Genomic DNA, 15430 nt, shown 5'->3' on the forward strand with positions numbered 1-15430 from the left:
GGGACGACCGGGGCTAACAATGATCGAACAAATCGAGAAGATAAAGTCTGAGTACACCGACAAGTACGTCGCCGTCGATGCGAGTCGTGCTGAGCTGGCTCGCTTCAAGGACTTAGTCGGCCAGGTGAAAACCGTAAACATGAGCGGTCGGGCGTTGGTCGAGTTTATCGACTACCACCTGAGCACCGGTTGGTTCGATATCGATCTCGATTACTTGAAGGTGGTCGACAAGCCGGCTCCGAAGCCGAAAGAGGAGAAGAAGCCGGCGGCGAAGAAAAAGGCCGCGCCGAAGAAAGATGCAGCTAAGCCGCAAGCGGAGAAAAAGTTGTCGCCGCTGGAGATGGCACGCCAGCAAGGCTCGGCGGGTAAGGACGCTGCCGCGGCAAAGAAGCCCAAGTCAGATAAACCCAGTTCCACGTCTGACATTCTGGCGGCTGCTCGCGGTGGTGCAGCAAAGGCAGCACCTAAGCAAGAGGCAGTAGCGAAAACTGAGAGCTCGCCTAAGCCGCAAGCGGCCGGTAAGGTCGATCGCGGGAAGATGTCTGTCGCAGATATGCTTGCCGCAGCGCGTGGTGGCGCAGCGGCAGCGCCGGCGGAGACTGAACAGCCTAGAGATGAAGTAGCACCCGAAGATTCGCCAGCTGCGGAGGAAGTCGTTGAGGAAGCGGCTCCTGCTGCTTCGGAAGAAACTTCTTCAGGCGGCCCCGTCGACAAGTCTTCCATGAGCATCGACGACATGTTGGCGTATTGTCGCGAGCATGATGCTTAATCGGCATTTGGGCGTGTTGCACGGCTCGCTGGCGTCCCCGCTTCCGCTCTCACTATTCTTCAAATCATGCGCTCCGCTGATCGTTCCTCCGACACGCTTTCGTCGACGCTCCTGGTGCGACTTCGTCAACAGGAGCCCGACGCTTGGCTGCGGCTCACCAAGCTGTTTGGTCCCGTGGTGTACGGCTGGTGTCGGGGAGCAAACCTCAAGCCAGCCGACGCGGCGGACGTGACTCAGGAAGTCTTTCGTTCGGTCACGATGGGCCTCGCGAAATTCAGGCGAGATCGCCCCGGTGATACGTTCCGAGGCTGGATCTCGACAATCGCTCGGAATCGAATTCGCGACCACTTCCGCCGTTTAGCCAACCAGCCCCAAGTTCGCGGCGGTACGGACTTTCTCCAGCAGGTTCACAACTTGCCCGATCCAGAAGCGGAAGTTAGCTTCGACGGCCACAGCTCGGCCAGCGTTGAGTCCCGCGGCGTGTTGCAGCGGACTCTCGACTACGTGAAGGCGGAGTTCGAGTCTAACACTTGGCAGGCATTTCTGCTCACCACGGTCGAGCAGATGTCACCGGCGGACGTCGCCGGGAAGCTGGGTATTTCCGTGAACGCCGTCTACAAAGCCAAAAGCCGTGTGCTGCGACGCTTGCGCGAAGAGCTGGATGGGCTCGTTTAGCCGATCCCCTCGTTGACAGAGACTTCAGACCTCGGACCTCGGGCTTCAGGCCTCCACGCCAACCCTGAAGCCTGAAGCCCGAAGTCTGAGGTCTGAGGTCTGAAGCCCGAAGCCAGTACGCCTCGCCCCACTCTGCGATGCCCTGCCCCACACCCATGCTTTCCACAGTTTTCTGGCTTCCCAGAAATTTCTCTGGCAGACCCCTGCGTTCTTCCCTTAGGCAGCAAGCAAAACACAACTGCTTGCTTTTCAGTACCCGAACTGAGGAGAATGCACGGTGATGACCGCACTAGATCACCCGGCCCACGAAATGCTCAGCGACTACGCCCTCGGTCGACTTCCGGCCGACGAGCTAGACGAAATCGCGGAACACCTCCAGCAGTGCGACGACTGCCAGGAGACGCTCACTTCGCTGGCCGGTGAGGATACCCTCGTGCGAGGCCTCGCGATGGCTAACGATGGCTCGCCCTATGAAGCGGAGGCTGATCTGCAAGCGGTCCTTGCCAAGTTGCAGGAAACGGAGCCGCCTGAAGAAACGCACGATCTGCCGGAGAAACAATCCGCAGGGGGACCAGCGGGCTCGCTGGGTCAGTTGCGTGAGTATCGCCTGCTGGAAAAGCTCGGCTGCGGCGGCATGGGTACGGTCTATCGGGCGGAACATCAGAAGCTGGGCAGAATGGTTGCCGTGAAGGTGCTACCTGAGGAACGCATGCGTCATCCCGAAGCGATTGCCCGCTTTCATCGCGAGATGCAGGCAATTGGCAATCTCGATCATCCGCATATTGTGCGAGCGTTCGACGCCGGTGAATCTGAGGGTAAGCATTTTCTAGCGATGGAACTCATCGACGGCGTCGATCTAGGCGCGCTCGTGAAGCGCGAAGGACCGCTGCGCGTGGGAACTGCGTGCGAGCTAGTCCGCCAGGCAGCAATTGGTTTGCAATACGCACACGATCAGGGACTCGTGCATCGCGATGTAAAACCGTCGAACCTCATGCTCGATAAGCAGGGTAAAGTGAAAGTCTTGGACCTGGGACTGGCGAGGCTCTTGACCGATGCGCCCGAAGAGTCTGCTAGGCCTTCAGTAGCCACAGGCGACTTCCAAAGAATCGACGCCTCTTTAACCGGTACCGATCAAGTCATGGGCACGCCCGACTTCATGGCACCTGAGCAATGCACTGGCGGACGTATCGATGGTCGCAGCGATGTGTTTAGCCTGGGAGCAACGCTCTACAAACTGCTCACTGGCAAGGCACCTTATTCCGGCAGCCAGTACGACACGCTCGCCAAGAAGATTGCTGGACTTGCCGAGCGAGCTGTGCCCCGAGTGACTGAGCATCGTCAGGATCTACCCAAGAGACTTGTCGCAGTGCTAGATCGTATGTTGGCAAAAGACCCAAAGCAACGCTTTGAATCACCAGCGGCAGCCTCTGAGGCGCTCGCGCCGTTTGCTGATGTGTGCGGTCTAGTGGCGTTGAATCCCGAAGACGCAAACGCCACAGACGATCATTTGGTGAAGGCGTCTCCCGAGCCGCTAGCGGCTTTGCCGCCTCGTCGCGCAATCCCCGGTTGGACTATTGCCGCGGCGGCATTTGGAATCGTTCTGCTTGCTGCGCTATTGCTCAAGCTCCGCACCCCGGAGGGTCAGCTCACGGTCGAAGTCCCGCCTGAAGCGCTCGATCAGGTACAAGTGGAAGTCCGTCAAGGCAACCAAGTGGAAGTGATGAACCTGGAAGAAGGTTGGGAAGCGAAGTTGCTGGAAGGCCAATGGGATGTGACGCTCAAGAATGCTGGCGACCAGTTCAGGCTTGATAAGGATCGCGTGACGATCGAGCGGGGCGAGCAGCAGTTGGTGCGGATCATGCTGGATCGGGAGAAGTCGGCAGTCGGCCCAACTTCTGGAAACTCTGGGCAGGGGACGCTGGAAGTTGCTGACCACGATCGACAGACCAGCCCAGAACGAAGCGACTTCGGCCTCGACTGCACGCTTTACACCAAGGCTTACGAAATCGATGATGCCGGTAGGATCGATTTGGGTAAGAAACTCCGTTGGCAGGTGCGCTCGGAATATCGTGGGCACACTGCTCGGGGGCCCGTTGTCGATCCGCGAATCACCATTGCGCTTGTGGATGATGAGAAAAGCTTCTGGCCCATCATCGCTAAGCTGTCGTTAGACGAGGCGATAAAACTTCATGAATCGTTAACGGGTGCTGTCGACGAACTGGAAAAACAGACAATAGAGGATGACCCGGCCAAACCGCTTACTGCCTCGATGATTCTGCAAAGCTACGAGCCGGATGACATTGGGCGTGTAGAGTTGCCTTCACGAGTCCGTTTGCAGGTGAGCTGGGCTCCAGCCGCATTTTCAACGAATAGATTTCTCGGGCTCGGCATCTGGGACGTCACCGAGGAAAGCTTGGCATTCTATTCTAAAATGTCCTTGCTGACGGCATCACGACTGACGGAGCAGCTTGGCAGAACTATCAATGCGAAAAAACGCACGGTTGCCGTGAAACGACCCGATCCGAAAGTGTTGGCCACCTTCGAAAAAGGGAAAGATAAGACAATCACTCAAGACGAGCATGCCGGTTTGCTTGGGGCACCAGCTAATTCCTGGGAATTTCGTGCCAAAGAAGCCAAGACCATCCGGCTCTTTGAGATCGACCCATCGAAGCTAGAACCGCCAAGGGAACTAGAAAACTGTATCGTGACTTACCGCGCCAAATTGAAAACCAAAGACGCTACAGGCAAGGTCTATCTGGAGATGTGGTGCCGCGTGCCTCCGGGCCCCGCTTCATTCTCCAAGGGTTTCCACCATGCAGTGACCGGCACCAACGGTTGGGCTAACTACGAGACGCCGTTTTTTTTGAAGAAGGGTGAGAAGGCCGATCAATTGAAGTTGAATATCGTCACCGAAGGCAGCGGCACCGTGTCTGTCAAAGATGTCGAAGTGATTGTGGCCCCCATGCCGTAGGGCCCGCTGATGAGAGGTAGGGTACTGCCGAGTGGAGCGAGGCCTACCATGTCCGACGAACTACAGAAATTCCCAGCCCCACAGAACGGTCCGCACAGCGGACCCTACGAAAGGAACCTCATGCGAATTCCTTTAGTCCTAGCAATGGCCGTCTCACTTTCAACATGCACGGCGTTTGCCCAGCAACCCGTCTCCCCCGTCGTTGAAGCGATGCTTGTGCAAGGCAAGCTTTCCGATGCGGAGCAGCAACTGACCACACAACTCGCCAACAACAATGAAACCGGCGGCGAGGACCCCAACGCACAATTTGCACTTGGTGTGGTGCAAACGCTGCAGGGCGTCGAGGGGCTCATGCAATCGCTACACGAGTACGGGCTGAACCCCGCCTGGGAATCGATGCTCCCGTTCGTACGCTTGCCGGTGCCTAAGAACGACGATCCCACGCCGCTCACTAACGAGGCCTTCCGCCAGATGATCGCTGACTTTTCAGCTAGTCTGGCCCGTGCGGAAGCGACCCTCGCAAAGATCCCTGAAGGGGCAGAAGTAAAAGTTCCCATTCCGGTGGGCATGATACGGATGGACTTCGATTCCAATGGCACAGTGGATGAGAAAGAGGCCCTGTGGATCGTCTTCAATCGGGTGTTCTCACAACGGCGGCGCAACGCGGGGTTAACGCAGGAACAAGCTGAGCAGTTCGTGATCGGCTTCGACACGGCCGATGCCTACTGGCTGCGGGGGTACTGTCATGTGCTGCAAGCGCTGTGCGATATTCACTTGGCTTACGAGACGAAGGAATTGCACGATCGCACGGCTCACTTGTTCTTCCCCAAGGCGAAAATGAAATACCACTACGCCCGGAGAGCAGAAGTGTTTACCAACATCGCCGACGCGATTGCCTTCATACATCTCATCAAGCTCCCCGTGGTCGAGCCTGAACGACTGGCGTCTGCCAGAGAGCACATGCTGAAGATGATCGAGCTCAGCCGACAGAATTGGGAGGCTATTCAAGCAGAGACCGACGACGACCGCGAATGGCTGCCCGCTCCTCAGCAAACGCAAACGGCAATCCCAGGCATGCGAATCACTGGTGGCATGGTGAAAAGTTGGGACAAGACGCTCGGCGAGTTCGAGCGGATGCTCAATGGCGAAAAACTAGCGCCCTTCTGGCGCGAGCCGGCCAAAATGAAGGGACGCCGCGGGATCAACCTCAAGAAGGTCTTCACCGAACCGCAACCGCTCGATCTCATCCTCTGGGCTCAAGGGAGCGGCTTGGAACCGTTTCTGGAAGAAGGCGAGATCACCGACCCCCAACTGTGGCGCGAAATCCAGCGGACCTTTCAGGGCCGTTTTGTGATGTTTGCCTTCTGGATTAATTGATCGCAGATTAACTGAGATCGTGGATTGATTTGCACGTAGGCAATTCTCTCCGAGAATTGTGTCAGGCCCGAAGGCCTAGAGTCTCGGAGACTGAGCTACGCGTGAGCAGTTAGCACGTCGTCTAACAGCGAGTCACGCAATGTGAAATGAGCCTCTGCTGTTTCGCTCTCTCCCGAGGAGGTGAACACAGAATCCGTAGCTTGTAGATGACTCACTGAAAGGTGCGGCAAGGGGCTCGCAGTCTGCGAGGTTTGGAAACTATCTGGCCCTGACCAATCCTGTGGTTCCAGCGCACTCGCCAGTGGGACGTTTAGGTTGGCTCCCAAGGCTGCCTGGATTGCAAGTGCTTGTAGATCGACGTTGGTGGGAATCGTTAGGTAGTCTGATAATTCGACAACGCCGACATCTGTGCCGACGAGCAGCGACAAGCTATCCAGCTGGTTCGAGGGGTCGGCGAGCTCATGGGAAGTGATTTCGCCGGCAGAGAAAACCAACAGCGACTCTCCGATACGAAGCGATCTGAGGATGGGCGAGTCGTGCTCGATCATCGTGAGTGGTTCGAATCCGTTCTCGGTGCTCACGGAGAAGACTTGCAAACCACCGGTACCTGCGGCGAAGATCGGACGGTTGTCTACATTGGCCCAACTACTGGTATGCTGGTCGGCACTGTAGATGGGGATAGCCAGAATCTCTTCTGAGGGGAAGTAGCTGACGGCATGGTGATCGCCGTCGCCTTGGCTCCAGCGGCCACCTGTGGCAATCGAGGCGGTATTCCGGCCCCCTTCAAACGAGTAGCGGTGAGCAAGCAGAGGATCGTCGAGGTCGGTCACATCGAAGATCGAAACCTGTAACTCCTGGAAGAGCCCAATCGATTCGTCAGCCCCACGTCCTAAGCCTAGCAGGTGATTCTCGCCAATCGGTTGCAAATAGTCTGAGTAGCCGGGGATCTTTAACTCACCAGCCAGCTCTGGACTCTCTGGGTTGCTCAAGTCGATGGCAAACAGTGGATCGACTTTTTGGAACGTGACGAAAAAGGCCCGCTCGCCTAGGAAGCGAACCGAGTGCAGTCGCTCGCCGGGCGCTAAGTTTTCGACGCTGCCGACAATCTCGAGCCCGTCACCGACTTGCTTGAGGACATGCAGGCTGTGGCCGCTGCTCCAACCTGGTTCGCTGACGACGACTCGCAAGTACCCCTCGTGCTCGTCGAGCGAGAACTGGTTGAGTAGCGTGCCTGCGATCTCACCCTTGGCAGAAAGTTCGATGGAATGATCGTCGGAGTCGAGATCGAATTTCCAGATGGTCGTTGCTTGGGAGTAGTAGCGTCCCGAGTTGCCAGCGAGATAGATGCTATCCCGTGAAGAGTAGACGGTCGTGGCATTCGTGGAGAACAAAGTTTGAGAGTCAGCCGGGCCAATCTCATCGTCTAGCACGTCGAAGGTCGCAATGATCGTGCGATGCCCGCCCTCGCGCAGGCTGTAGCCGTTAAGTTCCTCCGGCCTCACCAGCTGTGACTTCTCAAGAAGTTGTCCATCGACCGAATACGAACGGGCGGTGGAAAGCAGGCTGTCGATCGTATCTTCAAGTACCCGCTCCAAGTAAGCATCTCGCGACTCATAGACGTAGTTGCCACCGTCCTCCGTGGACTCTGAGGAGAGGTGGGATTCGGGAGTAGGAAGATGGATGCGATCTTGCTGCAAAACAAGGCGCAGTTGTCCGCCCACCATTCGGGAGGAGACAACCTGGCCCTGCAGTTTGGTGCGCTCTACCAAACTAGGCTGCGAGCGATCAGTAATGTCGAGTACCGTTACGACGGTAGACTCGCGGCTAGTGGAGCCATAGCCGTAGCCAACATCGATGGTCAAGAGATTGATGCCACCAGTCGATGGCTCCCTGTCTGAGCTTCCTGAAGAGAGAAGCGTGAGTCGATCTCCCGAGAGATACATTCCAACGGGTTGCTCTTCCAGCTGAATACGAGAGGCGATGGACAGCTCATCGGGATCAGTGGCATCGACGATCAGTAGTTGCTTCCCTGAGATTAGGTAGAGGTACTCGCCGTCGGTTTCAATCAGGTCGGCTTCGTCAACGCCTTCGACCTGAACATTCGTCTCCGAATAAGAATCGCTAGCTATGCCGACGTTACTAGAGGCAGCATTGCTAACGAACAAGGCATTCGTGTCGAACTCAAAAAATTGAATAGTACGCCAAGGTCTTGTCGTCGCAGTGCCAAACAAATCGGCGTATCGTTGGTCGATCGCGTGGATCAGCCAATCTCTTACGGCTTGCTCAGATTTCAAGTCCTTAGCTTGCTCTGAGAGGTCTTGCCAGCGTTCGTAGGACCAACCAGCGTCGTCGACATCGACCAAGCCAACCAGTGGCTGGAATACGGCCGGCGTGCTTGCCACATCGAGCGCAGCGACCACGTTACTCGTGACTGGCGATATCGAGTTGTTGTCCGCATTCATCAGCAGCCGCGGCTCCAGCTGCTCAATGCCCAACTGGAAGCCGGTGCGTTGCTTGGGTAGTCTTGTGTTGCTTCGCTGTGGAGGCTTACGCATCGTTGATTCGCCTAGGCTAGCAGTCTGGTTGTCTTAGGGTGGCACTAGTTCTAGGCCGATGAACTGGCCAAGCGTTACGCTCCAAAGGAAGAAATTGTGAATATTCTGCCCTTCGGGTTTTGATCCCCTTTTCACTTACCGGTGAGGTACGCCTCGCCTGGACCAACACACTTCGGGGCAACACGGAGCAGCATGGATCAGCACCCTCTGGAGCAACGCGAGACAATACGCGACCTCGCAACAGTATGCAGCTAAGCCGCAAGCGGCAGGGATTGCTTGCGCTATACATTGGGTGTTTCTAAGTGCACATCCATCTGCGGAAACGGGATACTGATTTGTGCTTCGTCGAGTGCTAGCTTCACCGCCCGAGTGATGCCTTGCTTGGTCTTAGAAAAGTCGTCGTTGCGAGCCCAGCCGCGCACGGACCAGTTGACGCTCGATCCGCCCAGCTCTTGCAGCACGACTTCCGGCTCAGGGTCGGCAAGCACTTCCGGCACGCGGCGCACGGCAGCTTCCAGGACCTCTCGCGTATGGTCGAGGTCAGCCGCGTAGTCGGTTCCGACGGCCACTTCGGCGCGGCGTCTGGGATGGAAGGTGATGTTCTCGATCGTCGCGCCAAAGATCTCACTATTGGGAATAATGAAACGGCGATTGTCGAATGTGTCGATCGAAGTGGTGAATAGCTCGATTTCAAAGACTTTGCCGATATTGCCCGCGACATTCACCACATCGCCCACTTTGTAGGGACGGAAGATGAGCAGCATGGCCCCCGCGGCAAAGTTGGAGAGCGTGCCCTGAAATGCCAAGCCAATCGCCAAGCCGGCGGCACCGATGACCGCCGCGAAACTGGTGGTTTCTACACCGAAGTAGCTCAGGCAAGTCAGCCCAGCTAGCAGTAGAATGATCCAGCGCACGAGCTTCGCTAGGAACTTGGTGAGCGTCTCGTCGAACTTCACGCGGCGCATCGCTGTGCGTACCAGCGACGATGCCCAGCTGGAAAGTGTCCAGGCTAAGACCATCAGCACCAGAACAAAAGCAGCACGCAGGCCATAGTATTCGGCCGCGGATATCCACTCTTCGCTGTTCATGGCGGTAAACTGAAGCTTGTGAACGTGCTCCAGCATCTTGTTGCGAACCACGTCGGCAGAAGTCGATTGTTCTGCTTTTTCTGCGGTTTCGCCGGCAACCTTGCCGACGGCTTGGGCTAGGAGTGGGAAGTTCATTTCATTGACCAATGGTTAGCTCTGGCGGTGTGCGTTATCACAAAGTGCGCTATCTAAGCGGTTTTGGCGAACGGTTGCCAGAGCAACTTGCGAGAGTTGAAGACCAGGCACTAGAGACTAGGTATCCTGGTGCTTAGCATCGCCCAGATTCCTTGCCGCTAGACTCTCAACCTAGACTCTCGACTTTTAGAATGAATTTCTTCGCTCACGCTCAACATTGCCTCGACGATCCTTACCAGTGTGCAGGCGTGGCGGTGCCAGACTGGCTGGGGGTTTTTCGGCCGCGGGTACGTTGTCGCTCGCGCCATGTGGAGCCGCATATAGGGTCTCAGAACCCAGACATCGCAGCCCTCTCGGTGGGCATCATGCGACATCACACGGACGATGGCTGGTTCCACGAGACGGCAGCTTTCTCCGAGCTATCGGTCGATTTTGCCGGTCGAATCCGCTGTGCCACGGGCGACGTGGATGGCATGCGCCCCAGTTTTCTCGGGCACATTTTGGTAGAACTGCTGCTCGATTGGACGCTCATAGAGGAGAAACCCGGCGACCTTGATCGCTACTACAAGAGCCTTGCCAAAGTTTCGCCAACTCTAGTGGCAAGACAAGTGAGCAATATGTGCGGGCAGGACGCAGGCGAGTTGGAAAGCCTAATTCCCCGCTTTCTTGAAGTGCGGTTTTTGGAAGACTATGGCGAGGACGAAACGCTGTGCTATCGCCTAAACCAAGTGATGAAACGTGTGCGACTGGCGGAATTGCCTGTAACGTTCCGTGAAGTCCTCCCTCAAGCACGTCACGATGTGCGTGAGCGTCGACGTGATCTGCTGGCGAGGTAGTGCTAGCAGGGTGGCATGGGCAGCTTGCTGCCCTTGAGTTCCCTGGCTAGGCCGAAAGTTCAGAGGTATTGCCCTAGGCCTCAGACCTCAGCCTCCTGGCTTCAGGATTAGGAGATCCTACCGAAGCCCGAGACCTGAAGCCCGAGACCTGAAGCCCGAGGACTGAACTCGAGCACCTCAAGGGCAACAAGTTGCCCATGCCCCCCCCCCGAGAGCCTGCTATTGCGATAACAGCTACACAACCAGTAGTTTCCGAGTCATGGCCCATTCCCCCACAACTCCTGCTCCCTCAACCCCAGCGCCGAAAAACCCATCGCCGAAGTTCTCGCTGGCACGCCTCTCAACGGCGTTTGCGAAGCTGATGACTTCTCCCAACGGTAAGTCAGGGGAGAGTGAAACCGCAGAGAGCCAACCCCAGGTCGCGCGGGTTTCGCCCAAGATGATTGTCGAAGGGTTACTGTTTGTCGGCGACGAACAACGTAAGCCTTTGACCTCCGAAACGCTCGCTGGGCCCATCCGTGATGTATCGCCTGAGGAGATCGAGAACTTAGTCAAAGAACTGAACGACGATTACACGGCTAGTAACTCAGCCTACGAGATCGTATCCAGTGGCGGTGGTTACTCGTTACAACTTCGTGAGCCGCTGGTGAGACTACGGGATCGGTTCTACGGGGAAGTTCGTGAGACCAAGCTCACACCCGCAGCATTGGAGGTGCTGTCCATCGTCGCCTACCGTCAGCCGTTGACCGCCGATGCCATTGGCAAGCTGCGCGGAACCAAGAGCCAAGCAATTCTTGCCAATCTCGTACGACGCGAATTGCTGGGCGTGCAAAGTGATACTGCAGAATTGCCGGTCGGCGTTCGACCAACGCGGCAATATGTGACCACTGTCCGCTTCAATCGACTATTCGGTATCGCTTCGCCGGAGGAATTACCGCGTTCTGCGGAGCACGCAGATAGTTAAGCAGCTACATTGATGATAAAGTAATCTGTAAGCTGTTGTTTTACAACGGTTTGCGCCGATCTGCGTGACGATCTGCCCTAGCGACATCGCTGGCGACGGGTAGAATCTCACGCCGCCCTTCATTTAAGCCGTAACACTGTAATTTGTCTCGAAATCGTTGAGTCCTATGCCACGCGAATGTCTCGCTAAACTGCGTTCCGGCACGCCGGCTATCATGCCATCGATGCTGCTCTGTGATTTCGCCAATCTAGGTGCGGAAGTCCGCGCGATGGAAGATGCGGGTGCACGCGGGTTGCATCTTGACGTGATGGATGGGCAGTTCGTCGATAACTTCACCTACGGAATGACCATCGTGCGGGCTGTGCGATCAGTGACGAACTTGCCGCTGGACATTCACTTGATGATGGTCGAGCCGGAAAAGTACTTGGGCGATTTCGCCGACGCCGGCGCAGACATTCTAACGATCCACACCGAAGCGGTCGAAGACCCCAAGCCGTTATTGAAGGCGATTCGTGAGAGAAACGTTGGTGCCGGACTCGCCTTGAACCCCACAACACCGCTGGAACAGATTGCGGACGCGCTACCGTTGTGTGATTTAGTCCTGGCAATGAGCGTTCACCCTGGGGCGGGCGGCCAGTCGTTCAATCCTGTAGCACTGGAAAAACTCAGCTCGCTCAAAGACCAGGTCGCTAAGGAAGTCTTGCTTGAAGTCGACGGTGGCGTGAACAACACAACCGCTGCCGCTTGCGGCTTAGCCGGCGCTCATCTCTTAGTCGTAGGCTCGGCAATCTTCCGGCACGACCCGAGTGAGTACCGCGCGAAGCTCGAAGAGCTAACCCAATTGGCCGCATCCAAACTTGCCGCATCAAACCTTTAAGACGCTCGCCAGTGACGGCACATTGCCGGCGGCCAACACGCATGCTCACGCTTTATCTTATACGTACCGGCGACACCGAATACGATGGCCAAGGGCGCATCCAGGGAACTCTGGACATTCCGTTGAGCGCCGATGGTCGGCTGCAAGTCCAGAAAGCCGCCCAAGAGCTGGCTGAGCAGCAACCTCCGATCTCGACACTCTACACAGGACTATCTCGCAGCGTTCTCCAGACAGCGCAACTTGTCGGCGAGCAACTGAAGCTCAAACCGAAGAAGCTCACCACGCTTGGGAATCTTGATCACGGGTTGTGGCAAGGCATGCTGGTCGATGAGGTCCGCGAGAATCAGCCGAAGGTCTACAAGAGGTGGCGCGAGTCGCCCGAGAGTGTCTGTCCGCCTGAGGGAGAAACGCTGAGCTCAGCGAAAGAGCGACTGCAAAAAGCGATCGACAAGCTCGCCAAGAAACACAAGGAGGGAACAATCGCCCTCACGCTGCCTCGGCCACTGTCGGCCGTGCTTCATAGCTTGCTCAGCCAAGAGAAACTGGTCGATCTCTGGCATGTCGAGGAGGAGGGAGCTACTTTGTGGGAAAAGCTCAGCTACTCGCCGGAAGCTAAAGACGATTAGCCTCTTGACCAAGTGCCTCGGTGCGGTGCCTTATGGCGTCCGAAGCCGGTTTCAGGAGCAAACTCTCCATCGGGAGCTCCTTCCCGGCATGGTTGGCCACGCAATTCGCTGATATACTGGCAGCTGTTACCAAGCACGGCGACGAATCAGAAATACCCTGTTTTGAATACTAATTCCTCCATGGCGACTGGCAAACCACCGGCCGGCGGCGCTGAAAAGCGCAATCAAGAAGGCAAGAGCGGCCAAGAAGGCAAGCCCACGCGTGAGAAACGGGGCGTGCCTAGCGGCTTGTGGCTGCGCTGTGGGGGCTGCGGCGCCACCGTTTTTCGCAAAGAAGTCGAGCAACGACTAAGCACGTGCCCCGATTGTGACTTCCATATGTACCTCAGCGCTGCCGGGCGAATTGCGGCGGTGCTTGACGACGGCACCTTCGAGGAGTGGGACGGCAATCTCTCGCCGACCGATCCGCTGGAGTTTGAAGACAAGAAAAAGTATCGCGAACGGCTCATCGCCGAACAAAAGCGAACCGGTCTGCGCGACGCTGTGATGAGTGGTTCTGGCATGATCCGCGCACGCCGCGTGGCCTTCGGCGTGACGGACTCTGCGTTTATCATGGGCAGCATGGGTTCGGTGGTGGGCGAACGGCTCACGCGCCTTGTCGAACGTGCCACCGAACAAAAGCTACCACTGATTATCGTCAGCGGTTCAGGCGGCGGGGCGCGGATGCACGAGGGTATTTTCTCGCTCATGCAAATGGCGAAAGTCTCTGCGGCGCTGGCTCGTTACAGCGAGGCGGGCGGGTTGTTCATTTCCGTTCTTACCAATCCCACGATGGGCGGAGTGGCCGCAAGTTTTGCCTCGCTCGGGAATGTGATTTTCGCTGAGCCCAAAGCATTGATCGGATTTGCCGGCCCTCGAACCATCAAAGCCACCATTCGTATCGAGCTGCCCGAGGGCTTCCAAACGAGCGAATTCCTGCTGGAGCACGGTTATATCGATCGGATCGTTCGCCGCGCGGAACTTAAGAGCGAGATCGCCCGAGTCATCGATTACTGCGGCTGGAGTTAAGTTTGTAGCCATTTAGGCCTCTCGTTTTCGCTATCGGGACCGATGCCTCGCTTGATTGCCCTCTCTTGGGTACTTAAGTTGAAGAGGGCGACTGATTGCTCTCGAACGCCTTAGCCGGCGACTCCTCACACCAACAACAAGATTCTTCACATGGGTATAAGCGGCTTTTTCAAATCGATGTTGGAAGGAGGCAAGGTCGATATCGCGAAGCGGTACGAGATCATGCGCGACGCGGTCTCAGGCACGATGAGCGACTTCCACATGGCGCGCGATCGCCAGACGGAGCAAATCGTCGGCGTCAAGATTCTCGACAAGGAGAAGACAGAGCAGTTGGAGATGCGATTTCGCGGACTCGACAAGCCCATCGAGGGCGAGATCGCCATGCTGATGAAGCACCCGTTGATTGTCACTACCCACGGTTATGGGATGACGACCAAGGGAGAACACTTCGTGATCATGGAGTTCCTCGACGGGCCAGGACTCAATTCGCTGATTGTGGGCCAAAGCCCGCTGCTTGACGGAAACCGGCTGAATCTCATGCGCGAGGCCGCCGAGGGGCTTGGCTTTGTCCACGAACAAGGCTTTATCCACCGCGATATTTGCCCACGGAATTTTGTTTGTGCCAAGGATGCGACGACGCTAAAGCTCATCGATTTCGGGCTAACTGTTCCTGCCAAGCGGGAGTTCATGCAGCCCGGCATTCGCACGGGTACTCCCAACTACATGGCGCCTGAAATCGTGCGCCGTAAGACCACGGATCTGACGCTAGACATCTTTGCCTTTGGCGTGTCGATGTACGAGATGTTCTCCTTCGAACTGCCCTGGCAACGTGGTGCCGACGGCCTAGCCGCCATGAGCCACGGCCAGAGCGACCCCACCCCGCTGACCAAGCATTGCCCGGATATTGACCCAACTCTCGCTGAGGCGATCCACAAATGTATGCAAAATGAGCCTAAAAACCGTTTTCAATCCCTGAAGGCATTTCTCAATGCCATTCGCAATGTGAAGAGCGAAACGGTCGTCTAGCCTCAATTCTTGAGCCTGATCGCTCCAGCCAGCCTGGGAGGCAGGATCGAAGGAGTTGGCCCGCACGGCAAATTGCGGGCCTTTTCACTTCCGCGGGGGTCTCGTATACTACGAAATCGCCATAAATCAGTTATTGCTCGCTAGGCAGCTCTCTATCGCCGAAGCGAAGCCCGGAGACAAAGAAAAATGACAATAGACAAGAGCCTAAAAGTCCGCCGCGGCGGTGTGAGCAGCCGCAGCGTTTTAACCCGTGTTGAACGCATTTCTCAGCTCAAAGAGAACGGTCGCTGGAGCGAAGGCGATTCGCCGCTTGGCTTGCCCAAAGTGCGCGTGAAGAAGCTGGTCCTCAAGAAGAAAAAGAAGAAGGCCAAGGATGAGGACGGCGACGATAAGGCAGAATAGCCCGCTACCAAATTAATCAACCAGCAGACGCAGACAAAAAGAACGCCCGCCGAACGATCAT

13 protein-coding genes are annotated in these 15430 nt (G+C 56.6%); 11 read left to right on the plus strand and 2 right to left on the minus strand.

What is annotated here, in order from left to right:
- Window positions 1-19: 19 nt before the first annotated feature.
- From HG15A2_RS03350 to HG15A2_RS03365, 4 genes are all read left to right on the plus strand, one after another.
- Window positions 20-769 carry a hypothetical protein gene (locus HG15A2_RS03350; RefSeq protein ID WP_145057830.1) on the plus strand — a complete coding sequence of 250 codons (750 nt, stop codon included), beginning with the start codon at window positions 20-22 and terminating at the stop codon, window positions 767-769.
- 66 nt (window positions 770-835) lie between these two features.
- Complete coding sequence (locus HG15A2_RS03355) at window positions 836-1444, plus strand: RNA polymerase sigma factor (RefSeq protein WP_145057832.1); 609 nt, start codon at window positions 836-838, stop codon at window positions 1442-1444.
- A gap of 280 nt (window positions 1445-1724) precedes the next feature.
- Window positions 1725-4415, plus strand: a complete 2691-nt coding sequence (locus HG15A2_RS03360) for a serine/threonine-protein kinase (RefSeq protein WP_246117946.1) — start codon at window positions 1725-1727, stop codon at window positions 4413-4415.
- 48 nt (window positions 4416-4463) lie between these two features.
- Window positions 4464-5792: a hypothetical protein gene (locus HG15A2_RS03365; protein WP_145057836.1), complete on the plus strand. Its 1329-nt coding sequence runs from the start codon at window positions 4464-4466 to the stop codon at window positions 5790-5792.
- Window positions 5793-5887: 95 nt separating this feature from the next.
- Here the strand turns inward: HG15A2_RS03365 and HG15A2_RS03370 are convergent, their stop codons facing one another.
- Entirely contained in the window at window positions 5888-8347 is a 2460-nt protein-coding gene (locus HG15A2_RS03370; protein ID WP_145057838.1) for a beta-propeller domain-containing protein, read from the minus strand.
- A gap of 281 nt (window positions 8348-8628) precedes the next feature.
- Entirely contained in the window at window positions 8629-9570 is a 942-nt protein-coding gene (locus HG15A2_RS03375) for a mechanosensitive ion channel family protein (protein ID WP_145057840.1), read from the minus strand.
- Between the two features lie 191 nt (window positions 9571-9761).
- Here HG15A2_RS03375 and HG15A2_RS03380 point away from each other — a divergent pair, with 191 nt between their 5' ends.
- The 7 genes from HG15A2_RS03380 (at window position 9762) to HG15A2_RS03410 (ending at window position 15369) form a co-directional block, all read left to right on the plus strand.
- Window positions 9762-10406 carry a hypothetical protein gene (locus HG15A2_RS03380; RefSeq protein ID WP_145057842.1) on the plus strand — a complete coding sequence of 215 codons (645 nt, stop codon included), beginning with the start codon at window positions 9762-9764 and terminating at the stop codon, window positions 10404-10406.
- A gap of 259 nt (window positions 10407-10665) precedes the next feature.
- Window positions 10666-11370, plus strand: a complete 705-nt coding sequence (gene scpB / locus HG15A2_RS03385; protein WP_145057844.1) for an SMC-Scp complex subunit ScpB — start codon at window positions 10666-10668, stop codon at window positions 11368-11370.
- 166 nt (window positions 11371-11536) lie between these two features.
- Window positions 11537-12247 (plus strand): ribulose-phosphate 3-epimerase, encoded by a 711-nt coding sequence (rpe, locus tag HG15A2_RS03390; RefSeq protein ID WP_145057846.1) that lies wholly within the window; start codon window positions 11537-11539, stop codon window positions 12245-12247.
- A gap of 41 nt (window positions 12248-12288) precedes the next feature.
- Window positions 12289-12873 (plus strand): histidine phosphatase family protein, encoded by a 585-nt coding sequence (locus HG15A2_RS03395; RefSeq protein ID WP_145057848.1) that lies wholly within the window; start codon window positions 12289-12291, stop codon window positions 12871-12873.
- Between the two features lie 180 nt (window positions 12874-13053).
- Entirely contained in the window at window positions 13054-13941 is an 888-nt protein-coding gene (gene accD, locus HG15A2_RS03400) for an acetyl-CoA carboxylase, carboxyltransferase subunit beta (protein ID WP_145057850.1), read from the plus strand.
- 150 nt (window positions 13942-14091) lie between these two features.
- Window positions 14092-14967 carry a serine/threonine protein kinase gene (locus tag HG15A2_RS03405; protein ID WP_145057852.1) on the plus strand — a complete coding sequence of 292 codons (876 nt, stop codon included), beginning with the start codon at window positions 14092-14094 and terminating at the stop codon, window positions 14965-14967.
- Window positions 14968-15153: 186 nt separating this feature from the next.
- A complete protein-coding gene (locus HG15A2_RS03410) occupies window positions 15154-15369 on the plus strand; it encodes a small basic protein (RefSeq protein WP_145057854.1) in 216 nt (71 codons plus the stop codon).
- The last annotated feature ends 61 nt before the right edge of the window (window positions 15370-15430 follow it).

The organism is Adhaeretor mobilis (genome assembly GCF_007741515.1).
Taxonomy (GTDB): domain Bacteria; phylum Planctomycetota; class Planctomycetia; order Pirellulales; family Lacipirellulaceae; genus Adhaeretor; species Adhaeretor mobilis.

Bases quoted from the DNA above. Each gene is read 5' to 3' on its own strand.
- HG15A2_RS03350 (WP_145057830.1), top strand. From the start codon at position 20: ATGATCGAACAAATCGAGAAGATAAAGTCTGAGTACACCGACAAGTAC.
- HG15A2_RS03355 (WP_145057832.1), top strand. From the start codon at position 836: ATGCGCTCCGCTGATCGTTCCTCCGACACGCTTTCGTCGACGCTCCTG.
- HG15A2_RS03360 (WP_246117946.1), top strand. From the start codon at position 1,725: ATGACCGCACTAGATCACCCGGCCCACGAAATGCTCAGCGACTACGCC.
- HG15A2_RS03365 (WP_145057836.1), top strand. From the start codon at position 4,464: ATGTCCGACGAACTACAGAAATTCCCAGCCCCACAGAACGGTCCGCAC.
- HG15A2_RS03370 (WP_145057838.1), bottom strand. From the start codon at position 8,347: ATGCGTAAGCCTCCACAGCGAAGCAACACAAGACTACCCAAGCAACGC.
- HG15A2_RS03375 (WP_145057840.1), bottom strand. From the start codon at position 9,570: ATGAACTTCCCACTCCTAGCCCAAGCCGTCGGCAAGGTTGCCGGCGAA.
- HG15A2_RS03380 (WP_145057842.1), top strand. From the start codon at position 9,762: ATGAATTTCTTCGCTCACGCTCAACATTGCCTCGACGATCCTTACCAG.
- scpB (WP_145057844.1), top strand. From the start codon at position 10,666: ATGGCCCATTCCCCCACAACTCCTGCTCCCTCAACCCCAGCGCCGAAA.
- rpe (WP_145057846.1), top strand. From the start codon at position 11,537: ATGCCACGCGAATGTCTCGCTAAACTGCGTTCCGGCACGCCGGCTATC.
- HG15A2_RS03395 (WP_145057848.1), top strand. From the start codon at position 12,289: ATGCTCACGCTTTATCTTATACGTACCGGCGACACCGAATACGATGGC.
- accD (WP_145057850.1), top strand. From the start codon at position 13,054: ATGGCGACTGGCAAACCACCGGCCGGCGGCGCTGAAAAGCGCAATCAA.
- HG15A2_RS03405 (WP_145057852.1), top strand. From the start codon at position 14,092: ATGGGTATAAGCGGCTTTTTCAAATCGATGTTGGAAGGAGGCAAGGTC.
- HG15A2_RS03410 (WP_145057854.1), top strand. From the start codon at position 15,154: ATGACAATAGACAAGAGCCTAAAAGTCCGCCGCGGCGGTGTGAGCAGC.